At 53.5% G+C, this 19,511-nt stretch carries 20 protein-coding genes and 1 riboswitch; of the genes, 5 read left to right on the plus strand and 15 right to left on the minus strand.

Features of this window, described 5'->3' with window-relative positions:
- Positions 1 to 12: 12 nt before the first annotated feature.
- The 6 genes from nirB to PUR_RS17885 all read right to left on the minus strand — a co-directional run bounded on the left by nirB (position 13) and on the right by PUR_RS17885 (position 6,156).
- Positions 13 to 2,442, minus strand: coding sequence for a nitrite reductase large subunit NirB (nirB, locus tag PUR_RS17860; protein ID WP_179036410.1), 2,430 nt, complete (start codon positions 2,440 to 2,442; stop codon positions 13 to 15).
- Between the two features lie 223 nt (positions 2,443 to 2,665).
- Positions 2,666 to 3,370: an iron-sulfur cluster repair di-iron protein gene (gene ric / locus PUR_RS17865; protein ID WP_179036411.1), complete on the minus strand. Its 705-nt coding sequence runs from the start codon at positions 3,368 to 3,370 to the stop codon at positions 2,666 to 2,668.
- 110 nt (positions 3,371 to 3,480) lie between these two features.
- Positions 3,481 to 4,206, minus strand: coding sequence for a hypothetical protein (locus PUR_RS17870; protein WP_179036412.1), 726 nt, complete (start codon positions 4,204 to 4,206; stop codon positions 3,481 to 3,483).
- Between the two features lie 257 nt (positions 4,207 to 4,463).
- Entirely contained in the window at positions 4,464 to 4,760 is a 297-nt protein-coding gene (locus PUR_RS17875) for a winged helix-turn-helix transcriptional regulator (RefSeq protein WP_179037973.1), read from the minus strand.
- Between the two features lie 117 nt (positions 4,761 to 4,877).
- Positions 4,878 to 5,192, minus strand: a complete 315-nt coding sequence (locus PUR_RS17880) for a hypothetical protein (protein ID WP_179036413.1) — start codon at positions 5,190 to 5,192, stop codon at positions 4,878 to 4,880.
- A 19-nt stretch (positions 5,193 to 5,211) separates the two neighbouring features.
- The gene (locus PUR_RS17885) at positions 5,212 to 6,156 is read right to left on the minus strand and encodes a Gfo/Idh/MocA family protein (RefSeq protein WP_179036414.1); all 945 of its coding nucleotides are present in this window, start codon (positions 6,154 to 6,156) and stop codon (positions 5,212 to 5,214) included.
- Between the two features lie 143 nt (positions 6,157 to 6,299).
- Here PUR_RS17885 and PUR_RS17890 point away from each other — a divergent pair, with 143 nt between their 5' ends.
- The gene (locus PUR_RS17890) at positions 6,300 to 6,920 is read left to right on the plus strand and encodes a TVP38/TMEM64 family protein (RefSeq protein ID WP_179036415.1); all 621 of its coding nucleotides are present in this window, start codon (positions 6,300 to 6,302) and stop codon (positions 6,918 to 6,920) included.
- A gap of 111 nt (positions 6,921 to 7,031) precedes the next feature.
- Positions 7,032 to 8,012: a peptide-methionine (S)-S-oxide reductase MsrA gene (msrA, locus tag PUR_RS17895; protein ID WP_179036416.1), complete on the plus strand. Its 981-nt coding sequence runs from the start codon at positions 7,032 to 7,034 to the stop codon at positions 8,010 to 8,012.
- 76 nt (positions 8,013 to 8,088) lie between these two features.
- On the opposite strand, the gene PUR_RS17900 is transcribed toward msrA, so the two are convergent.
- From PUR_RS17900 to PUR_RS17910, 3 genes are all read right to left on the minus strand, one after another.
- Positions 8,089 to 9,234, minus strand: coding sequence for a DUF4349 domain-containing protein (locus PUR_RS17900; protein ID WP_179036417.1), 1,146 nt, complete (start codon positions 9,232 to 9,234; stop codon positions 8,089 to 8,091).
- A gap of 139 nt (positions 9,235 to 9,373) precedes the next feature.
- On the minus strand, positions 9,374 to 11,674 hold the full coding sequence (metE, locus tag PUR_RS17905; RefSeq protein ID WP_269474673.1) for a 5-methyltetrahydropteroyltriglutamate--homocysteine S-methyltransferase: 2,301 nt from the start codon (positions 11,672 to 11,674) through the stop codon (positions 9,374 to 9,376).
- Positions 11,675 to 11,896: 222 nt separating this feature from the next.
- Positions 11,897 to 12,100: riboswitch (cobalamin riboswitch) on the minus strand.
- Positions 12,101 to 12,202: 102 nt separating this feature from the next.
- On the minus strand, positions 12,203 to 13,066 hold the full coding sequence (locus PUR_RS17910; protein WP_179036418.1) for an undecaprenyl-diphosphate phosphatase: 864 nt from the start codon (positions 13,064 to 13,066) through the stop codon (positions 12,203 to 12,205).
- A 216-nt stretch (positions 13,067 to 13,282) separates the two neighbouring features.
- Here PUR_RS17910 and PUR_RS17915 point away from each other — a divergent pair, with 216 nt between their 5' ends.
- Complete coding sequence (locus PUR_RS17915) at positions 13,283 to 14,116, plus strand: serine/threonine protein kinase (RefSeq protein WP_179036419.1); 834 nt, start codon at positions 13,283 to 13,285, stop codon at positions 14,114 to 14,116.
- A gap of 110 nt (positions 14,117 to 14,226) precedes the next feature.
- Here the strand turns inward: PUR_RS17915 and PUR_RS17920 are convergent, their stop codons facing one another.
- The 3 genes from PUR_RS17920 to PUR_RS17930 form a co-directional block, all read right to left on the minus strand.
- A complete protein-coding gene (locus PUR_RS17920; protein ID WP_179036420.1) occupies positions 14,227 to 14,412 on the minus strand; it encodes a hypothetical protein in 186 nt (61 codons plus the stop codon).
- Positions 14,413 to 14,523: 111 nt separating this feature from the next.
- Entirely contained in the window at positions 14,524 to 15,210 is a 687-nt protein-coding gene (locus tag PUR_RS17925) for a YitT family protein (RefSeq protein WP_179036421.1), read from the minus strand.
- Positions 15,211 to 15,532: 322 nt separating this feature from the next.
- Positions 15,533 to 16,027 carry a Crp/Fnr family transcriptional regulator gene (locus tag PUR_RS17930; protein WP_179036422.1) on the minus strand — a complete coding sequence of 165 codons (495 nt, stop codon included), beginning with the start codon at positions 16,025 to 16,027 and terminating at the stop codon, positions 15,533 to 15,535.
- Between the two features lie 162 nt (positions 16,028 to 16,189).
- Between PUR_RS17930 and PUR_RS17935 the strand changes: the two genes are divergently transcribed.
- Entirely contained in the window at positions 16,190 to 16,357 is a 168-nt protein-coding gene (locus PUR_RS17935; protein WP_179036423.1) for a hypothetical protein, read from the plus strand.
- A gap of 71 nt (positions 16,358 to 16,428) precedes the next feature.
- Here the strand turns inward: PUR_RS17935 and PUR_RS17940 are convergent, their stop codons facing one another.
- Positions 16,429 to 16,905, minus strand: coding sequence for a general stress protein (locus tag PUR_RS17940; protein WP_179036424.1), 477 nt, complete (start codon positions 16,903 to 16,905; stop codon positions 16,429 to 16,431).
- A 179-nt stretch (positions 16,906 to 17,084) separates the two neighbouring features.
- Between PUR_RS17940 and PUR_RS17945 the strand changes: the two genes are divergently transcribed.
- On the plus strand, positions 17,085 to 18,164 hold the full coding sequence (locus PUR_RS17945) for an AI-2E family transporter (protein WP_332107910.1): 1,080 nt from the start codon (positions 17,085 to 17,087) through the stop codon (positions 18,162 to 18,164).
- 98 nt (positions 18,165 to 18,262) lie between these two features.
- Here the strand turns inward: PUR_RS17945 and PUR_RS17950 are convergent, their stop codons facing one another.
- Positions 18,263 to 18,667 carry a hypothetical protein gene (locus tag PUR_RS17950; RefSeq protein ID WP_179036425.1) on the minus strand — a complete coding sequence of 135 codons (405 nt, stop codon included), beginning with the start codon at positions 18,665 to 18,667 and terminating at the stop codon, positions 18,263 to 18,265.
- 29 nt (positions 18,668 to 18,696) lie between these two features.
- Complete coding sequence (locus PUR_RS17955) at positions 18,697 to 19,365, minus strand: uracil-DNA glycosylase (protein WP_179036426.1); 669 nt, start codon at positions 19,363 to 19,365, stop codon at positions 18,697 to 18,699.
- Between the last annotated feature and the right edge of the window lie 146 nt (positions 19,366 to 19,511).

The raw sequence follows: 19,511 nt of genomic DNA on the forward strand, positions 1-19,511 counted from the left end.
GCCCGAATTGGCTTAACGGATTTCCGCCGTTTCAAACAGCGCGGTGCGCGTCTCGCCGTCGTTCAGCATTTTTTTCCATGGATCTTTAACCTGTGTTAAGGCAAAATCGATGCGCTGCGCCAACGCCTTGCGCTCTTCCTCGTTGTCCAGAATAACGGATTTGATCTGGTCCAAGCCCAGGCGTTCCACCCATTCGGACGTTCTTTCCATGTAATTGCCGGTTTCGCGGTAATACTGCATGACGGCGGAGCAGATTTCGACCAACTCATCGTCCGTCTTCACTTTGCAGAAGGAATCCGCTATCCGGGGCTTGATGCCGCCGTTGCCGCCGATGAACACTTCCCAGCCTCCGTCATTGCCGACGATGCCGATATCCTTCGTGCAGGATTCCGCGCAGTTCCGCGGGCAGCCGTTTACAGCCATTTTGAATTTGGCGGGGAAATCAAGTCGCTCATATTTCCGCTCCAGCAGCGCGCCCATGCCCATTGAATCCTGGGTACCGAAACGGCAGAACTGCGATCCTACGCAGGTCTTGACTGTCCGCAGAGATTTGGCGTAAGCATAGCCGGAAGGCATGTCCAGCTCCTCCCATACTTTAGGAACATCTTCTTTCTTGATGCCGATCAGGTCCAGACGCTGTCCGCCGGTCACTTTGACAACCTTGACATCGTATTTAATGGAGACATCGGCGATTCTCTTCAAATCTTCCGGCGTCGTCACCCCGCCGTACATCCGCGGAACGACAGTAAATGTCCCGTCCTTCTGAATGTTGGCGCTCATCCGCTCATTGACAAAGCGCGATTCCTTCTCGTCTTCATGCGTATCCGGATAGATCATGCCCAGATAATAGTTGACCGCCGGGCGGCATTTCGAGCAGCCTTCTTCCTGCTTCCAGCCGAGGACGTTCATGACCTCTTTGGTCGTCGTCAGCCCTTTGGCCCGGATTTCGGCCACAATTTCATCCCGGCTGAGCGTCGTGCAGCCGCAGATGCCGGTCTTCGCGCTCTGCTCGAAGCCGTCGCCGAGCACATACTGAAGAATCTGTTCCACGACCGGCTTACAGCCGCCGCAGGAACGCGTGGCGCCGGTACAGGCCTTGATTTCATCCACGGTTGTAAAGCCGTTGTCAGTGATGGCGTCCACGATCGCCTTCTTGGTCACACCGTTGCAGCCGCAGACGATTTCCTCGTCGGACATGCTTTCGACGGACGCCGTCTTCTTGGCCCCGCCTCCGCCGCAGCATCCGGTTCCCATAACGTCCGCATAAATGTCGTCCGTCATCTCCGCGCCCTGCTTCACCAGCTTTTGCAGGCTGGCGGATTCCGTCACATCGCCGAACAGAACAGCGCCGACAATAATGTTGTCCCTCAGCAAAATTTTCTTGTAGGTTCTCTTCCAATCATCTTTGGCGGCAATGACCGTATGCTCCGGCGTCTCGATAAATTCCCCTGCCGAGAAGACGTCCACGCCGGAAATCTTCAGCTTGGTAGAGACGACCGATCCTTCATAAGGGTTCGTTTCCACGCCGCACAAATGCTTCGCGAGTACAGTACCCTGTTCGAACAGCGGAGCTACCAGGCCATAGCAGATGCCGCGGTGCTCGGTGCATTCGCCGACGGAATACACGTCCGTAAGCGACGTTTGCAAGAAGTCATCCACCACGATGCCGCGGTTAACTTCAATGCCACTCTCCTTCGCCAGCTCCACATTCGGCTTGATGCCGACGGCCATGACCACGAACTGAGCTTTCAGCTCCGTGCCGTCAGCGAATCGGAGTCCGCTTACCCGCTCATCGCCGGTCAGCTCCACGGTCTGCTTGCCCATGGCGAACTTGACGCCCTGGCGCTCCAGTTCCGCTTTCAGCATCGAAGCGGCGGTATGATCCAGCTGCCGCTCCATCAGATCCTCCATCAGGTGGACGACAGTTACGTCCATACCCAGGTTCACGAGACCTTTTGCCGCTTCCAGCCCGAGCAGTCCGCCGCCGATAACAGCCGCTTTGCCATACTGCTTTGCAGCGTCCAGCATTGCTTCGCAATCGGCAATGTCGCGGAAGCCCACGACGCCTTCCTTGCTGCTGCCAGGGATCGGCAAAATGAACGAATTCGACCCGGTGGCGATAATGACTTTATCGTAATCGGCGGTCAAGCCATTCTCAGCGATAACCTTCCGCGATTCTCCGTCAATGCGGGTCACCGTGGTTCCGGTGTGCAGTGTAATGCCGTTATCCTTGTACCAATTCCAATCGTTCAGGATAATATCGTCCACGGTTTTGCTTCCTTCGAGCACGTAAGACAGCATGATGCGGTTATAATTGGGGTGAGGCTCGCTGCCGAAGACGGTGATGTCGTATGCTCCGCCAAGCTTCAAAATCTGTTCAATAGTGCCTACGCCTGCCATGCCGTTGCCGATCAATACTAATTTTTCTCGATTCGATGTCATTGTCAGGTCCTCCCTCAAAGCTTCGGTAATCAATTCTCGTGCTTAATACCGGAATTATACTCTTTAAATTTTAACTAGATGGGTGACCACAGTCACTCCAATAGTGAATATTTTCACATCATTTTGTAACAAATACTGTCATTTACCCACTTGACATACGAGAAAAAGCCGATTTCCCAAAGATAATCCAGGGGAAATCGGCTGTTGACCGAAACTGAAACTACTATTGATATCTCGGGAACAAAATGTTGTTCTCCAGATGAACATGTTCGAAGGTCATGCCTTCCAGTTCCTCCAGCCGCGCATAGGTCAGACGGTAAGTCGTGCAGGCATGCTCTGGAGGAGTGAAGTCGCCGGTAACGGCGCGAAGCTGTTTGAGAATATTGCCAGCGGCGTCATGCTCTTCTTCCAAATCGCCGAGAGACTCGCGCAGAGCGGACAGGGATTCTTCGTTTCCGTGTTGCTCATAGGCAAGAATACTCGGAAAATCCTGCGTTTCTTCCTTTGCCGTGTGCTCCAGAAGCTCGTCCTTCAGCTGGTTGAACAGTCGGTATACTTCGGCCAGATGCGGGGAATCCCCGCCGTGTACACGATAGACCTTCGTGACATTCTGACCGATCAGCGGCAGTTCTTCTCTCAGATAGCGGTGATGCTTATCCACAATATGAGATATCAGCTCTTCGGAGGATGCTCCGTTCCAAGCGGTATCCTCTTCAAGCACCGGGTACTGCTCCAGCAGCTTGTACAAATCGCCGATAACGGCGTCCGCTTCAAGACCGCGCTCATCGGTCGCCTCCCGAAGCGGCTTTGCGCCGCCGCAGCAGAAATCGATTTTGCTTGCCTTGAAATAATCCGCGGCTTTCGGGAACTGCAGGACGATTTCTTTTACCAATGTATCACTATTAAATAAAGGTTGTTTAACGCTCATCATGATTCCTCCTTAGGGGTTACTTATTGATCTGCTTCTACCTTAACCCCGGAAGGAGAGTCTCCGCGTGATTTGAATCACGTTAATTCGATCATATTGTTGAACAGGCATTACTGTACATAGGCTTCCATATATGTTCGCTTACCCGCAGCATCCTTCAGATAGGGACCGAGCCCGGCAAATTTGGCCTGATTGACATACACCCCAGTCATCCATCTTCCCTCCGTCAATCCCCCATCCCATTGAAGCACAAGGTCAGGAGCCGCGATCCATTCCTGAAAGACGCGAACATTGGTGTCCGTGTAGGCTTTGCATGGTTTGTCAAGTTCCTGAAAACGAACATCGTTGATATAAGTAGGCACAAAATAGGCCGAAATCGTCTCCAGATCGTCGCCGTCCAGAAAGGTCTCGCCGCCCAAAAAAGGATGAAACATCCGTGTTTTTTCATACAGCGCCCAGATCACCGCCTGAAGAATCAGGCTTTGTCTTCGGCCGTTGTGAAAAGTGTACGTGCGCGGCTTATCCGGCAGATTCGCCTCGTGTTCCGTTTCTCCCTGCTCCAGGCAGTGCCTTTCGCAGCCGATGCACTTCCAGCCCGCAGGCCCTTGAATCCATTTCTGAAACACCGTTCCGCCGTCGCCGTTGCCTTTATACAGGGAAGAAATAATGCTGTAAGGCACTCCGATTGAAGCGTTCCACAATGAGGCAGGGAGATGGCTGTGCAGCATGAACAGCGCCTTGTCATAAATAAGCTGCACTTTGACAGATGCCGTTTCCAGCTCGGCCACATCCTTTTTTCCGTAACCGACTTCCCGCGAGAACAGGGTGGTCTTCATCTTGCTCGCCTCCCTAGATTTCCCCCGCAAAGCGGGGTATTTGCTTAGAAGTTTATTCAGGCAGCTTACGGGGACCTGGAGACCTTTATATTCTGTATATGGACAAAACGACTCATTAGTAAACGCTTCCAATAAGATTGAACCATATGTTTTTTTCTATAATATTACTTCTTTCCTGCTATTGTGCAAGTCTTTTCAGCAAAAAAAACGGAGGCCGATAAGCTTTGACGTCCGTTCTTTTGCCGTTTGATCTGCGGTTACTTCACCCAATTTTCCGCCCAGGCCTGAATCTGCTGCATGACAGGCTCCAGAGCGCGGCCTTTATCCGTCAGCTCGTATTCGATGCGTACCGGCGTCTCCGGATAGACATGGCGAACCAGAATGCCTTCGCTTTCCAGATCCTTCATTCGTTCCGACAGCATTTTATCGCTCATCAAAGGAATGAGACCTGATATATCTTTAAAGCGCTTCGGTCCGCTCATCAAAGTCTGGATAATTAGGCCGTTCCACCGTTTGCCCAGAAAAGAAAAGGCCGTCTCAAACCGGGGGCACATCGTCAAATGATGCTCTTCCACTGTATTCACCTCTCGCTAATTAAAAACTTACGTTTAGTTAGTATATATAATTTTAACATATTTCATCCTTATTGAACATGGTTTGTCAAAAAAAGTTTATTCCGCAGCATGCTTTCTTGCCGCAATCGCCTCGGTAACGACAAATGCAAGATCGTCATTTCCGTATAGCGAGAGCACACCGAGCACCGTATCGTCCGAAATAAATCCTGACTCGCCTTCGGGCACAGTCAGCGCAAGAGCTCTGGCAAGCTGTTCATTGCCTTGCTGCTGCGGATAGGCCTGCAAATAGAGGGCTTCCGGGTCAAGTCCGTTATTTACGCACCATTGGGCGAATACGAGGATCATCATCTCTTCGTCGCGCTTGTAGCTTTCAACAATACGGTCTTCCACCGATTTGCGGTAATCATCCATTCTCTCTCCCCCTCTCGTGTTAGTCTGTCCTTTCCGTCAGCTGCGCCGCCAGCCTGTGGACAGGAAGCACGGACAATGCGGAAATGCCGCATTCGGACGGCTTTTGAATATGATCGAGAAAATGGTCAACCACGCCGCTGAAGCCTCTGCGCGTTAGTATCGTGTCCCAGCTTCCAAAACCGCGTACGACAGGGGACGCATTCCGGTCATAAAAAACGGCGCGTTCCATGTCCGCAATCTCCGCAGACCTTCCATGGCCGTGCAGCTCCAATTTCTCCAGATCGGCGCCGGCGTCGCGCACCATGCCGTACACGCCGGAAGCGCCGCCGCTCCAACCGAGCATGCCTGCCGCCTGAACCAGCCGGCCTTCAAGGTCGCTGTGCAGAGACCCGCGCAGAAGCTCATAATCATTCCCGCACAGCCACAGGAGCAGCTCAAGCATGTGGATAAGGTCGTCATGCACGGTTTCCCGGCTGCTTAACTTTTGCCGCTTCGTCCGATGCTTGACCGCGCTGCAGTGGGTAACTCCCCCGGCTTCATCCAGCCACGCCTTGGCCTCAGCATAAAGCGGCGCAAAGCGGCGGTTGAAGCCGACGCCGAGAAGCAGTCCTTTGCTTTCGGCAAGCTCGGCCATCTTGACCGATTCCTCCAGGCGGTAGGACAACGGCTTGTCGACATAGACCGCCAGCCCCCGCTCCAGACACTTCGTTACGATTTCGTAATGGTTCCGGGTTGGGGCATGCACAAACACCGCATCCAAATCCCAACCGAGCAGTTCATCCAGGCTGCATGTGCCCTGAGGCAACCGATAAGCGCTTACCGTACTCTCTACCGTGGAGGCCGAAGAGCTGAGAATGCCGGCGATCCGGACTCGCGGTGATTGCGAAAGCAGCGGCAAATATACTTTGCGGGCGATATTTCCGATTCCAATCAAAGCTATGTTTATGATCGCGGAGTCCTTCAATTTTTTCCCCCTCAATGGATGTTGCCACTTGATCTCATTAAGCTATTATACCCTGCCGTGAGGATTCGACAAATGAGCTTTCTTCTATTCTTCGTTTTTTTTCAGTATGATGGGTGAAGATGAAAGAGAAAGGACATATTAAGATGAGAAAATGGCTGCTGGGGCTCCTTTATGTTTCGGGTATGGGCGCCGCGTTTATCTACAGATATAACATTCTCGACTGGCTGGGAAAAGACGGACATGCGCTTCTCTCCGTCCTGGCCGCGACAGCGCTGGCCTTATTTCCGGTCGTACCGTACAAAGCCGTGATCGGACTGTTCGGTTATGTTTATGGAAGCCTGGCCGGCGGAGCGATATGCTGGTTGGCAACTACAGTCGCCGCGGCGCTGATGTTCGGCGCCGTCAAATGGCTGTTCCCAGAACAAGCACGCCGTTATCTGGCCTCCATTCCGGCGCTGAACAAATTTACGGCTGCTGTTCAGCGGCATCCTTTTGCTTCCGTAGCGGCGGCCCGTCTGCTGCCGGTCATTCCGCAAACGGCGGTCAACGCTTACGCCGGCGCGGCCGGGCTGCCCTTCCGAAGCTTTATCCTGGCTACGGCCCTAGGAAAAATTCCGGGCATCGCCCTGTTCGCCTTCCTCGGCGGACATGCCCGGCAGCATCCCGGAGCGGCTGCGGTCGCCGCCGCGCTATACATCGCGGCGCTCCTGACGTTCTTTGCGGTGATGCGCATCGGCAAGCCGCAGAGCAAGGGACAAGCCTGAAGACTTGTCCCTGGAAAGCCACCTGCCTCGGATACGCTGGCAAAAGGCATTTATATAGTTTATAATTAAATTGCAAGCTATTTAATTGCTTATATGAGTGGAGGGACAATCATGAGTGACATAGAGACTAATCGGGCAGGTGCCCGAACGGAAAAAGCGACATTTGCAGGCGGCTGCTTCTGGTGCATGGTCTCCCCGTTTGAGGAGCTGCCCGGCATTATCGATGTCGTCTCCGGCTATACCGGAGGCCATACCGTCAATCCGACTTATGAAGAAGTATGTTCCGAAACGACAGGACATGCCGAAGCCGTGCAAATCACGTTTGATCCCGCGATTTTTCCATACAGCAAGCTGCTTGAGCTATTCTGGCAGCAGATCGATCCGACGGATGAAGGCGGACAGTTTCATGACCGCGGTTCCTCCTACCGGACAGCGATCTTCTATCACAATGAGGAGCAGCGCAAAGAAGCCGAGGCGTCCAAGGTCGCGATCCAACAAAGCGGCCGCTTCTCGGGACCGGTTGTCACGCCCATTGAACCGGCTGGTGTCTTTTACCCGGCAGAGGAGTATCATCAGGGCTATCACCGCAAGAATCCGGGACATTACAAGCGCTACCGCAAGGCCTCGGGCCGGGAAGCTTTTATCGAAAGCCACTGGTCGCATAAAGAAGACAAGCAAAGCCTGAAAGAGCGGCTCACCCCGCTGCAATATGAAGTGACGCAAAATAACGCCACGGAATCCCCGTTTCAAAATGAATTTTGGGATCATCACGGAGATGGCCTTTATGTGGACATCGTGTCCGGAGAGCCGCTCTTCAGCTCCAGGGACAAATATGATTCCGGTTGCGGCTGGCCAAGCTTCACCCGTCCGCTCCGTGACTACTCGGTGAAAGAGAAAACCGATCTCAGCCATATGATGATCCGCACGGAGGTGCGAAGCAAAGAAGCCGACTCGCATCTCGGACATGTCTTCAACGACGGACCGGGGGCGAACGGTTTGCGGTACTGCATCAATTCTGCCGCGCTGCGTTTCGTTCCCGAGGAGGATCTCGAGAAAGAAGGATATGGCGAATACCGGGTATTGTTCAAATAGAATCACCTCCCTTTCCCGGGAGGAATACACAAAAATCCCCCATACCGGGCTACCGCCCGACTGGAGGATTTTTGTGTTATTTGCGTTCAGGAGGTTCCGGCGCCTGAGGCGCTTCACCAGGGTCTTCTTCGCCGCTATCCGGATTGGATCCGGGACCCCCGGATGCTGACCGCCCCTTCTCCCTCTGCCGGTTGGCTTCCCGGATCAGCACCGAAGCCTCCTCGCGGCGGCCGCGTCTTGAACGCCGGAGCCAGAACAGCACGGCCAATATGAGGCCGGCGCCAATCAGCACCGGGAGGGCTCCGGCCAAGAAGATAAAGAGCCACTGGAATGCCATGGACAAGGCATTCAGCGTTCCGCGCAGCGCGTCCGCGGCTCTGCCGAACAGCGGCTGGCGTTCATCCTTACGCAGATTTGCGATGCTCACGTCCGTCTGGTAGAGCCGAAGTTCCACCGTGGAGTACAGCACATTCTGGTCGATATAGCGCATTCTGCCCTTGATCTGCTCGATCTCCGTCTGAACTTGGCTAAGCTCATTGGCAAAAGCCACCAAATCTGAGGCTTTGACAGCCTTTTTCATAAATTCAATGTATTGGGTTTCAAGCAGCTGCTTCGCCTTGAGGCGCGCCTCAAGGTCGACATACTCTTCGGAAACATCCTGGCCCTCGATACTGCGTTGAAGCGACTCATGCTTGACCTTCTCCAGATTGTCCATGAAGGAAGAGAACCCGGTAGCCGGCACCTTCACGACAAACGTGCCGCCATGCTCGGAATCGGACACCGTTTCCGTGAATCCGATAATATAGCCGCGGGCGAGATTGACCCAATTCCGCACTTCCGTCTGCGCTTTCTCGTAATTCTCCACTTCCATGTTGAGATTGGCATGGTAGATCAGCTTCTTGTTCAGACCGGCGGCCACATCGCTTGCCGTGAATCCTCCGGCAGCGGCACTGCCGTTATCTGCCGCGGAGTTGCCGCCCTTCTGGATTCCGCTTCCCTTTCCGTTCCCCTGCGCGCCGGCAGATGATCCTCCGTCGCCGGCTGCGATCGGAGCCTCCTCGCTGGAGGCATCCGATAGAGAAGCTGTGCTGTTTTTCATCTCGGAATGTGCATCCGATTTGGCCTGATCCGCGTTATCGGCACGGCCTCCCGAACCGCAGCCAGCCAGCACAACAGACAACACCAGCAGCGTTACAATGGAATACAACCCCCGTTTTATCATGACCATCCCCCCAAATATGTCTGTTCGTCCTTACATTTAATTTCTAGACGATTCCAGCCTCTGGAAGGTTGCAGGTTGAAAAAACAATACACCGGGATCGGACTCCCGGTGTATCACTATGCCGCTCCTCACGCGCAAGTTACGGCTGAATCGCCCGCGCCTTCTTTCTGGCGTCTTCCGCGGCCGCCACCATATTTCGCAGCGAAGCCTCCGTTTCGCTCCAGCCTCGCGTCTTTAGTCCGCAGTCCGGATTGATCCAGAACTGCTCCGGATGCAGAGCCCGCAGCGCCCGGTTAATGCCGGTCTCCATTTCCTCCACTGACGGAACGCGCGGACTATGGATGTCATACACTCCCAGCCCGAGGCCTTTGTCGTATCTCATCTCCTCGAAGCTTGCAATCAGCTCGCCGTGGCTGCGGGAAGTCTCGATGGAAATAACATCCGCATCCATATCGGAAATGGCATCGATCATATCGCTAAATTCGCAGTAGCACATATGTGTATGAATTTGCGTCGTATCACGAACGAGGCTTGTGGAAATACGGAAAGCTCTTACAGCCCAGTCCAGATAATGCGTCCGGTCCTTCTCCTTAAGGGGGAGTCCTTCGCGCGCCGCCGGCTCGTCCACCTGAATCATTTCCACACCGGCGCTTTCCAGAGCCAGCACCTCCTGCCGGAGAGCGAGCGCAATCTGGTAGGCGACCCTCTCTCTGCTCAGATCGTCGCGCACGAACGACCAGTTCAGAATCGTGACCGGTCCGGTGAGCATGCCCTTTACCGGCAGCTTCGTCAAAGATTGCGCATAGACGCTTTCCTTGACGGTCATCGGTTCGGTGAAAGCAACATCGGCGTAAATCACCGGAGGCTTGACGCAGCGGGAACCATAGGACTGCACCCAACCGTTCTGTGTGAACAGGAATCCGTCCAGCTTCTCCCCGAAGAACTCCACCATATCCGTACGTTCGAATTCACCATGCACCAGAACGTCCAGACCGATCTTCTCCTGAAGTGCGATGGCGTCCGCGATTTGCAGGCGGATAAATTCATCATAGCGTTCCTGGCTCAGCTCGCCTTTGCGCCATTTCAACCGCGCCTGGCGGACCTCCGGTGTCTGCGGAAAGCTGCCGATCGTCGTTGTCGGCAGCAGCGGCAGGCGCCACTTGTCCTGCTGGCGCTTCGCGCGCTCGGTGTAGCCCGGGCTGCGGTGATCCGGCAGTTCGGCCAGGCCGCGTTCAAGCCCCGCCACGTCCGCGCGGCTGCGCTCCGGCAGCTTGCGGAAGGCATCCAGCGCCGCCTTCGCCCCGGTCCACTGCGTACCGGCAGCTTCCCTGCCTTCAAGCAGCGCCCGTTTCAGCAGCGTAAGCTCCGCCAGCTTCTCATCGGCGAAGGCCAGCGCGTTCCGCACCTCCGGCTTCAGCCGTTCCTCGCTCCGCACCGTCACGGGCACATGCAGCAGGCTGCTGGACGGCTGCAGAATCAGCTTGTCTTCCGGTACGAGCCGCTCCAGCCTTTCAGCCAGCGCCAGCTTATCCTCCGGGTCGCAGCGCCAAATGCCGCGCCCGTCGATCACCCCCGCTCCGAGCGTCTTATCCTCCGGCCAGCCCAGGCGCTCGATCGCTTCCAGGTTGGCTCCGCCGTCGTGTACAAAATCGAGGCCGACTCCCTGCACCGGCAGCTTCAATAGAGCTTCAAGCGGTTCGGCGGACTCGAAATACGTCTGAAGCATAATGGAAAGACCGGGAACAGCGGAATGAAGCGCGTCGAAGATGTAGCCTAGAAGTTCAATATCCTCTTTCCCAAGTCCGGTTACTACAGCCGGCTCGTCAATTTGAACCCATGCCGCTCCCTCCCGTTCCAGCTCCTGCAGTAGCTGTACATAAACCGGCAGGAACCGCTCCGCCACACTGCGGATTTCCGAAAGGGCAAAGCCCTTGGACAGTTTCAGAAACGTATAGAGTCCGATAACCACGGGCTTTCCGTCGATGCCCGCTTGCGATTTGGCGAACCGGTATGCGGCAAGCGGTTTGTTCTCCGTTAGAACAGGCTTGATATCGCCGATCTCCGGCACGATGTAATGGTAATTCGTATTGAACCATTTCGTCATTTCGCACGCCGCCGCCCGGGAGTTCCCGCGGGCCATGGCAAAATACAGATCCAGTCCGGCAGGTCCTCCCTCGTACCGGTACCGCTGAGGCACAATGCCGAACATGACCGCCGTATCCAGCATATGATCGTAATACGTGAAATCCCCCACAGGAATCAGGTCGATGCCCGCCTCCTGCTGCTTACGCAAATTACCCAGCTGATAACGTTCCATTTCCGCCCGCAGCTGTTCTTCGCCGATCCGGCCCGCCCAGTAAGCTTCCAATGCTTTTTTCCATTCCCGGTTCGCACCGATTCTCGGGTATCCAAGATTGCTTGTTCTTGTGTTAATTGTCATTTCTCCGTTCCTCCTATTCGTCTGGTCCTACCTTAGGCTCCCAAAAAAACATCATATTCCGTTGTTTAAGGAAGTGAACCTTTTGTCCGTCTCGGAAGAGTCGCTGTCCATTTCACGTAACTTTCCAACAAAAAGGCGTCCTTCCCCCAAAAGCGCAAGGGGAAAGACGCCTACGTTAAAATTACGTTTGCGATCTGACACCTTCCCATCTCCCGTAGGTACAGCAGTGCGTCGAAACAGGCAGGTCTCCTGGCTGCGGCGTCATCGTCATCAGCAGCCTTCCCGTCAGCCCAGGCTGACAGTGGCATAATCTGGCTGAAGACTCGTCCGTTACAGTGGCGGGACCGCGTCGGCTTTGCACCGAGCTTCCCTTTTAAGCCTCCGGAATTCTCTTGTCCGGCAAGCACCCGTTTCCGTTATTTAATGGTCTGTTACTTGAATGTTGAGTACACCATTAATGTTACGGCAAGACCCCGCGGTCCGCAATAGAAGATGGAAGCTCCAGCTATAGCAATACCTGATAACCGGTTAAAAGAAAATAATATAGACGAAGGCGGCCAGCACGATGCGGTAGATGGCGAACGGCAGCAGCTTGATGCGGTTGATCAGCTTCAGGAAGAACCGCATCGACAGCAGCGCGAACACGAAGGCGCTGATAAATCCGGCGATAAAGAACGGCAGCGCGTCCATCGTAAAGTACTGCCAGTTCTTGAGCAATGAGATAAAGCTCGCGCCTGCCATAATGGGCACCGCCATGATAAAGGTGAAGTCGGCGGCGGCGCGATGGCTCATGCCCAGAAGGACGCCTCCCGAAATCGTCGAGCCGGAACGCGAGAAGCCGGGCCACAGTGAGAAACACTGGATCAGACCGACCCCAAGCGCCTGCCCGTATGTAATCTGGTCAACGCTCTGCGCCTTGACACGCTTCGGAGCGAACAAATCCGCGCAGATCATAAATATGGCGCCGATCACAAGCCCGATCAGCACGGTCGACGTCGAGAAGAGGTACTCGTCAATGTAATCCTCGAACAGCATTCCCAGAACACCCGCCGGGATCAGACCAACCAGGACCTGCCCAAGCCTCAGACGGCCTGGCGTATGTATCTGCGGCGGTTGGCCGTCCGGGACCGGCTCAAGCGATCCCCGGCTGAAGCGTTTCAGTCCAAGCAGATCGATGAAACGATTTCTAAAGATGACGACGACCGCAAGGATTGAGCCGAGCTGTATTACGACCTTAAACGTATTGGCCGTGTATTTTCCGAGAAGTTCCTGAGATTTCAACCACATGTCGTCGACAATAATCATGTGACCCGTTGAGGACACCGGAGCAAATTCGGTCAGGCCTTCCACCAGACCCAAAATAACGGCTTTGATAATTGCGAGCAGATCCAAGCTTTCGCCTCCTTAAAGAATGATGATTTAAAGTTTCATTATTAGTAGCTTAAACATCGCCGGCAATTTCTGAAACTTACAAGCCATATTTCCAGGTAAGAATACCTAACGCAAGCATTTCGCCTCATCCTTCCGAACTTGCACTACACCCGAGGAAATGTGCAATAATGAACAGAAAGATCACATTACGGCGGAACAACGTGGGGAGGATGTTCATTGTTTGCAAGCCTGCGCGCATTTCTATCCGCCTGGAGGGATTATCCCCGGGAGGAGGGAGAGCTGATCGGAAAGCGGTACAAGGTGCTGTCCCGGATCGGTATGGGAAGCTATGGACTAGCATACCGCTGCCTGGACACGCTGGAGAATCGCCAGGTAGCCCTCAAACAGGCAAAACCGAGCAAAGGGAATGTTGGGAAAAAAATGCTGATGCGGGAACGGGATATCTTGCGGCAGTTGGATCATCCCTATATCCCTGCCTTCAGAGATTTTTTTGAGGAAGCGGGCTCGGCATGGTTGGTTAACGATTATGTAGAGGGGCTTACGCTGGAACAATTAATTTTCGAGCAAGGCCGCATATTCTGGGAGCAGGACACGCTGCGCTTTGCCTTGAATTTGATGAAGCGGGTGAACCATGTGCATGAACGAGGCTACGTCCACCTCGATCTTCGTATTCCGAATGTCATTATCCGGGGAGAGGATATTTATTTAATCGACTTCGGACTGGCCCGCCGGATCGGGGACGAAAGATCGAGCTGCGACGGCGAACCCGAGCTGGATAAAGACGGGCTGCCGAGGCGCATGCCCGCGGCCATAGCCTCCGATTTGCACGATATCGGGCATCTCATGCTCTTCATGCTGTATTCCGGTTACACCCCGATTCCAGGCAGCGAAGAGCGCAGCTGGTCGGAAGAGCTGGAGCTTACGCCGGGGATGCGGAGGATACTGCTGAGACTTCTGGAAGAATCGAATCGTTATACGGAATCCTGTGAGTTCATTCGGGAAATAGAGCAGGCTATATCCAATTCGGAGTCGAAGTCGACGGATTCATAAAGTCCATGCTTTCCGAATCTTACAAGAAGAAACGGCTTGAGCCTTCCCACAAAGGGCGGCGCAAGCCGTTTCCGCAAAATCTCCAAATTCTTGTTACGATCAACCCGGCTTCAGCTGGAGCTTCCGTGTCTGTTCTTGTAATACCCGTGTCCGCGTCCGCTGCCGTAGCCGTGTCTGCTGCTTGAAGACCTTCCGTAATGCGGCTGTCTGTGGTAGTTGCCGGAAGAACCTCTACGTCTTTCATATTTTGAGTGTCCGACGGAGTGAATGAGTTTGCCGATAAGTTTCCTGAGCATGCTGTCTCCTCCTTTTTTTCGGATACCATTCAGCTAACAGTCTTGCATTCTTACATTATTGCTATACGTAAAAAAAGCCAGCCGGTTTCGGCTGACCTTGTACTTTGCGTGTTATAACTTGCCCGCGACGGTTGCGGCGGCTTCCTGACGGCCTCGAGCTCCAGGCTGAACCCGAAGTTTCTTGCCGCGTTTCGGCTTGCCAAGCGTGGTGGTAAACGTGATCACCTGACCGGCCACAATCACCGCCATAGCCGTGTACATCGTCTCCCTCAGCGGCATGTAGAACAGCGAGAGCAGCAGTACGGCGATATCCATCATGATGAATACCGTACCTACCTTGATTCCCTTCCATTCGCTGATCAGCAGAGATAAAATGTCGTCTCCGCCGCTTGCGCCTCCACATCGCAGCACCAGTCCCGAGCCAAGCCCTGTCAGCAGGCCGGAAAGCAGCGCCGCAAGCGCCAGATTGCCATGGAAATCGAGCATCATTCCCGAGTAACGCTCCATCAGTCCGTAGAATACGGTAAATGATCCTGCGGAAATAAACGTATTGCAGACAAATCCTTTTCCTTTGAACGCCAGCGCTATCAGCAGAACAGGCAGATCAAGCAGCAAAACGGTGACGGATGGCGACAGACCCAGAATATACTTGCCGAGGAGCGACAAGCCTACGAACCCGCCTTCAGTGAGATGATTCTGATAGTTGATGTGATAGTAAGTAAAGCTTAGCAAAAACGTTCCGACCAAATTGACAAATAATTTTAGCGGCAGACGAGCACCGCTGCTTTGATTCCTCATACCGATTCCCCTTATCGTAAATGGCGGCTAAACGTCCCACCAACCTCTACGACGAGGTGAACCGGAGGTCTTTCTCCTTCGCATACCTATTCCCTTCCTTCGTAGAGGCGGTTCGGCGTCAAGTGACTTACACACCTTCTACGGGGAAGCTAAGTATAAGATAGATCATAACGTTTCCAAATCGTCCTTTGGGAATTCGTCCTTCGGGGACACATGGTATCCTGATCCTTTCTCTTATGTTTTATGTTCTGGAATCATTATACCACGGAAGACGCCTTTTCTAAACAGCCTGACAAGTTCTTCCATAAAAAAAGAACAAGCCTTAGCCCCGGAGCAGTCTGTTCACGGTCTCTCTGCGGACGCCGATCAGCTGTCCGATCTCTTCCTGGGTCAGCAGTTCGGTCAGCGGGACTCCATGCGAATAGTCATCCAGCCATCCGCTCAGCAGCTCCAGCCTTTCGGCGGGCGTCCCGACCGTAAGATGGTCCAGACGGGTCTGCATGAATCTTACTTTCTCTTGGAGCAGCAGCGCAATCTCCATAGCCTTGCCGGGTTCATCCCGCAATTGACGGTACCATTCCGATGCGGGGATGCTCTCGACCTCGCTTCTCATGAGCGCCGTGGCCGTCCCATGAGCATCCTTAGGCGATATGAGCGAATGGTGGGGCACCGTCTCGCCGGGATACAAGATGTTGAACAGCACGATATTACCGTTCTCATGCAGCCTTGTCACTTTGAACAAACCGCTCTTCACTTGGTATAGCGTATGGCAGCTGTCGCCCTGCCGGAATAAAATCTCCCCTTTGTGCAGTATCATTGCCTATTCTCCTTTGACCAGTGAGTTGTCAGATAGTTCAAGTATAATCAAAATTACCCGCCCTGCTCAAGGCGCCGGAAAATCCGTCTCATTCGCCTATACCGTATTCGCCCTGCCCGACATATCTTGAAGCATACGATCAGATGAAGCGGGTGAGAGAAGGTGGCAAGTAAAAAAAACAGTCCACTGGAAGACGAACTGTCCGCCGAAGATTATGCCATCATCGCTGCGGCGCTTGTCGCTTTGGGCGATTTCTTTGCTTTTCTGTCCCTCGTAAAAGCCAAGGAAACGACTGAGGCTGAAACGAATAAAAAAAAAGGTAAATCATGAAACAAGGCTGTCCTTTGGTTGCCTGACCGAAAAGATAGCCTTGTTTTGGCGTGTTCGCCGCACTGTTCAAGCTAATTCAAGGGGATGGCTTGATGGCTCTCGAACAGCTTACTGACTCTCCCGCTCTCCGCCTGCTCAAGCGCAGCAATCACGATCACATGTCCAAGGTCCACATGCTTCTCGTATGCCTCGGCGTCCTCTTTCGGAATTCCGATTCCGATCAGGCCGACTACGATTCCGTCCTCTCCCGGATCGTCACCGAACTCCGCGCCAGCGAGCCTCCGTGCCGCCGGTCCCGCCGCAACTGCCGTGTCCGGCAGCATGTTCAGTCCGATCGCGATCCCTTTCGCCGTACCGAACAATCCTATGCTGCCCAGTCCCTCCTGCGGTTTGGCAACGCCGGTATTGCGGCTCAGCTCGCTGACCACGCTTTTTTCTTTGGCTACTACCGAAATTTTCTTGGTTTTGATACCGCTGTCCCGAAGATCTTGAATGGCCAGCGAAGCATCCGTCTTATGTCCGAATATGCCAACGACCAGTATGGTCATAAGTGCTCCTCCTCTCAAGCAAGAACTGCCGTGCACGTCAGCTCAATAGCGCCGCAGATGTGCTTTATTGTCATATTAACTCCGATCCGCAGGATTGAACCCGAAAGGCCGAGTTTAACTATATTAGTAGACCCGCTATGAATATACATACTATTTGATCTATTTAGGAGGTACCGCCATTGCTGCTGCAGAACAAGTTCTTCCGTACCACGCTTGGAATCATATTCCTTCTGCTTATTCTTTATCTGGGCTCCAAAGTCATCGTTCTGTTCTCGCCCATCGCAACCATCATCAATCTCCTGCTCGTGCCGATGATGCTGTCCGGATTCTTGTACTATCTGCTTCGTCCGCTGGTCAATCATCTGGAAAAAAGAAAGCTAAAGCGCCCGGTCTCTATTCTGCTCATCTATCTGGTGTTCATCGGGCTGATCGTCATTTTCTGGGTTGCCGTCTGGCCGACGCTGCAGGATCAGATCCAGAATTTTATCGACAATCTCCCTTATCTGGTTCAGGACATCCAGAAACAGTTTGACCTTCTGCGCGAGAATCCGATGTTTGCGCGGTTCTTCCGGGGCGAATCGGATTTGACCGTACGTCTGACCGAGTATCTGCAAAACGCGGTAACCTGGGTAACCAACTCCATGAGCAATCTCATTACCGTCATTTCCAATATTGTTGTCGTTATTGCCACGCTGCCGGTTATTTTGTACTACATGCTGAAGGACAGCCACAAGCTGCCCCGTATGCTGCTCGGCCTCGTCCCGAGAAAATACCGCAAGGAAGGGCAGGAGACGCTGGAGGATATCGACTCGGCGCTCAGCAGCTTTATCGTCACCCGGGTTATTCTGAACCTGATTCTGGGCGCCATCCTCTATATCGGATTTCTTGTGATCGGTCTGCCGTACGCCCTGCTGCTTGCCCTTGTTTCGGTGCCGCTGAACTTCATCCCCTATATCGGCGCCATTTTGTCCGCGGTTCCGGTTGTCATCGTGGGATTTATTGAATCTCCCATGACCGCCTTATGGTCCCTGGTTATTATCATCGTTGGCCAGCAAATTCAGGATAACCTGCTGACGCCGATCATTTACGGCAAATCCCTGGATGTCCATCCGTTGACTACGGTAATCATTGTACTCATAGGCGGTGAATTTTACGGTATTATGGGTGTGCTTATTGCGCTGCCGGTCTATATGACCGCCAAAATTATTTTTCTGCGGATATACGAAATTGTCGTTGCGGAGCGGACAGACGAAGTCTAAATGACAATCATCATTTAAAAATAGAGCGCACTGCAAAAAGAACCCTGCCTGCCATATTGGCAGACAAGGCTCTTTGCTGTGATTTGCTAAGGTGAATCCTAGCCTCTAAGCGAACGGACAACAAACAGATGCGTTCCCTTGAGCAGCGTTCTTCCGTCTTCCAAAGTGACCGCCCCCTTCGTATGCGAGACAAGGGTAGTGTTGAGCGCAATCAGCCTGTCGCCCTTCCATACGGTTACCGCCGACTTGAAATAGACGGCGTTGTCAAACTGAAGCCGGTCCTTCATGATATAGCCGACCGAATACAGGACCGGAGGGAGCGCCCGTTCCTTTGGGGCAAGCGCCTTGATCATCGCGATATCGCGAATGGGAACTCCGATCTCCTGATGGCCGATGACGACGCGCCCCGCGGCGCTATCCCACTTGCGAAGCACCCCTCGCATGGAGGCATACTGTGGCTCCCGAAGATAAACAATTACCGGCTTGCCTACCCAATGTCTCATTCCAATGCCCCCTTCCTGCCTTAACAGTCCTATATATTCGGTATGGACCAGTCGATCGGTTCCAGACCGTGAGTGTTCAGAAATTCATTCGTCCGCGAGAACGGACGGCTGCCGAGGAAGCCCCGGTGAGCCGAGAACGGACTCGGATGCGGCGACTGGATGACTTTATGACGGCTCTGGTCGATAAAAGCGCCCTTCTGCTGGGCATGACTGCCCCATAAAATGAATACCAGCGGCGTGTCCCTCTCATTAAGCTTCTCCATAATGGCATCCGTAAACCTTTCCCAGCCTATTCCTTTATGAGAATTGGGCTGGCCTTCGCGCACAGTCAGCACCGCATTGAGCAGCAGCACCCCTTGCTCCGCCCAGTGCAGCAGCGATCCGTGATTCGAATTATTAGCTCCCGTATCACTGGCCAGCTCCGAATAAATATTGCGTAGCGACGGCGGAATCTTCACACCGGGCATTACCGAAAAGCTGAGTCCGTGGGCTTGGCCCGCGCCGTGGTAGGGGTCCTGTCCCAAAATAACCACCCTAGTCGCGCTGTAGGACGTCAGCTTCAAGGCAGAGAACAGCAGTTCCTTCGGCGGATAAACCGTATACTGCTTGTATTCTCCCGCCAGTGTATAACGCAGGTCCTGAAAATAAGGCTTTTGCGTCTCGTCATGCAGCACCTCGTCCCAATCGTTGCCAAACATAAAAAAGTTCCCCTTCCGCATCTCCTCTATTATGGATAGTATACATTCCCTATTTTCTATTAACCACTATTAGCGATCCCTTTGACCTGGCATGAATAGCGTTTCGTGCCTTCAGCCATAGGCTCCGGTAATAGCAATTCTTCGGA

Source organism: Paenibacillus sp. URB8-2, assembly GCF_013393385.1.
In the GTDB taxonomy this organism is placed as follows: domain Bacteria; phylum Bacillota; class Bacilli; order Paenibacillales; family Paenibacillaceae; genus Paenibacillus_AQ.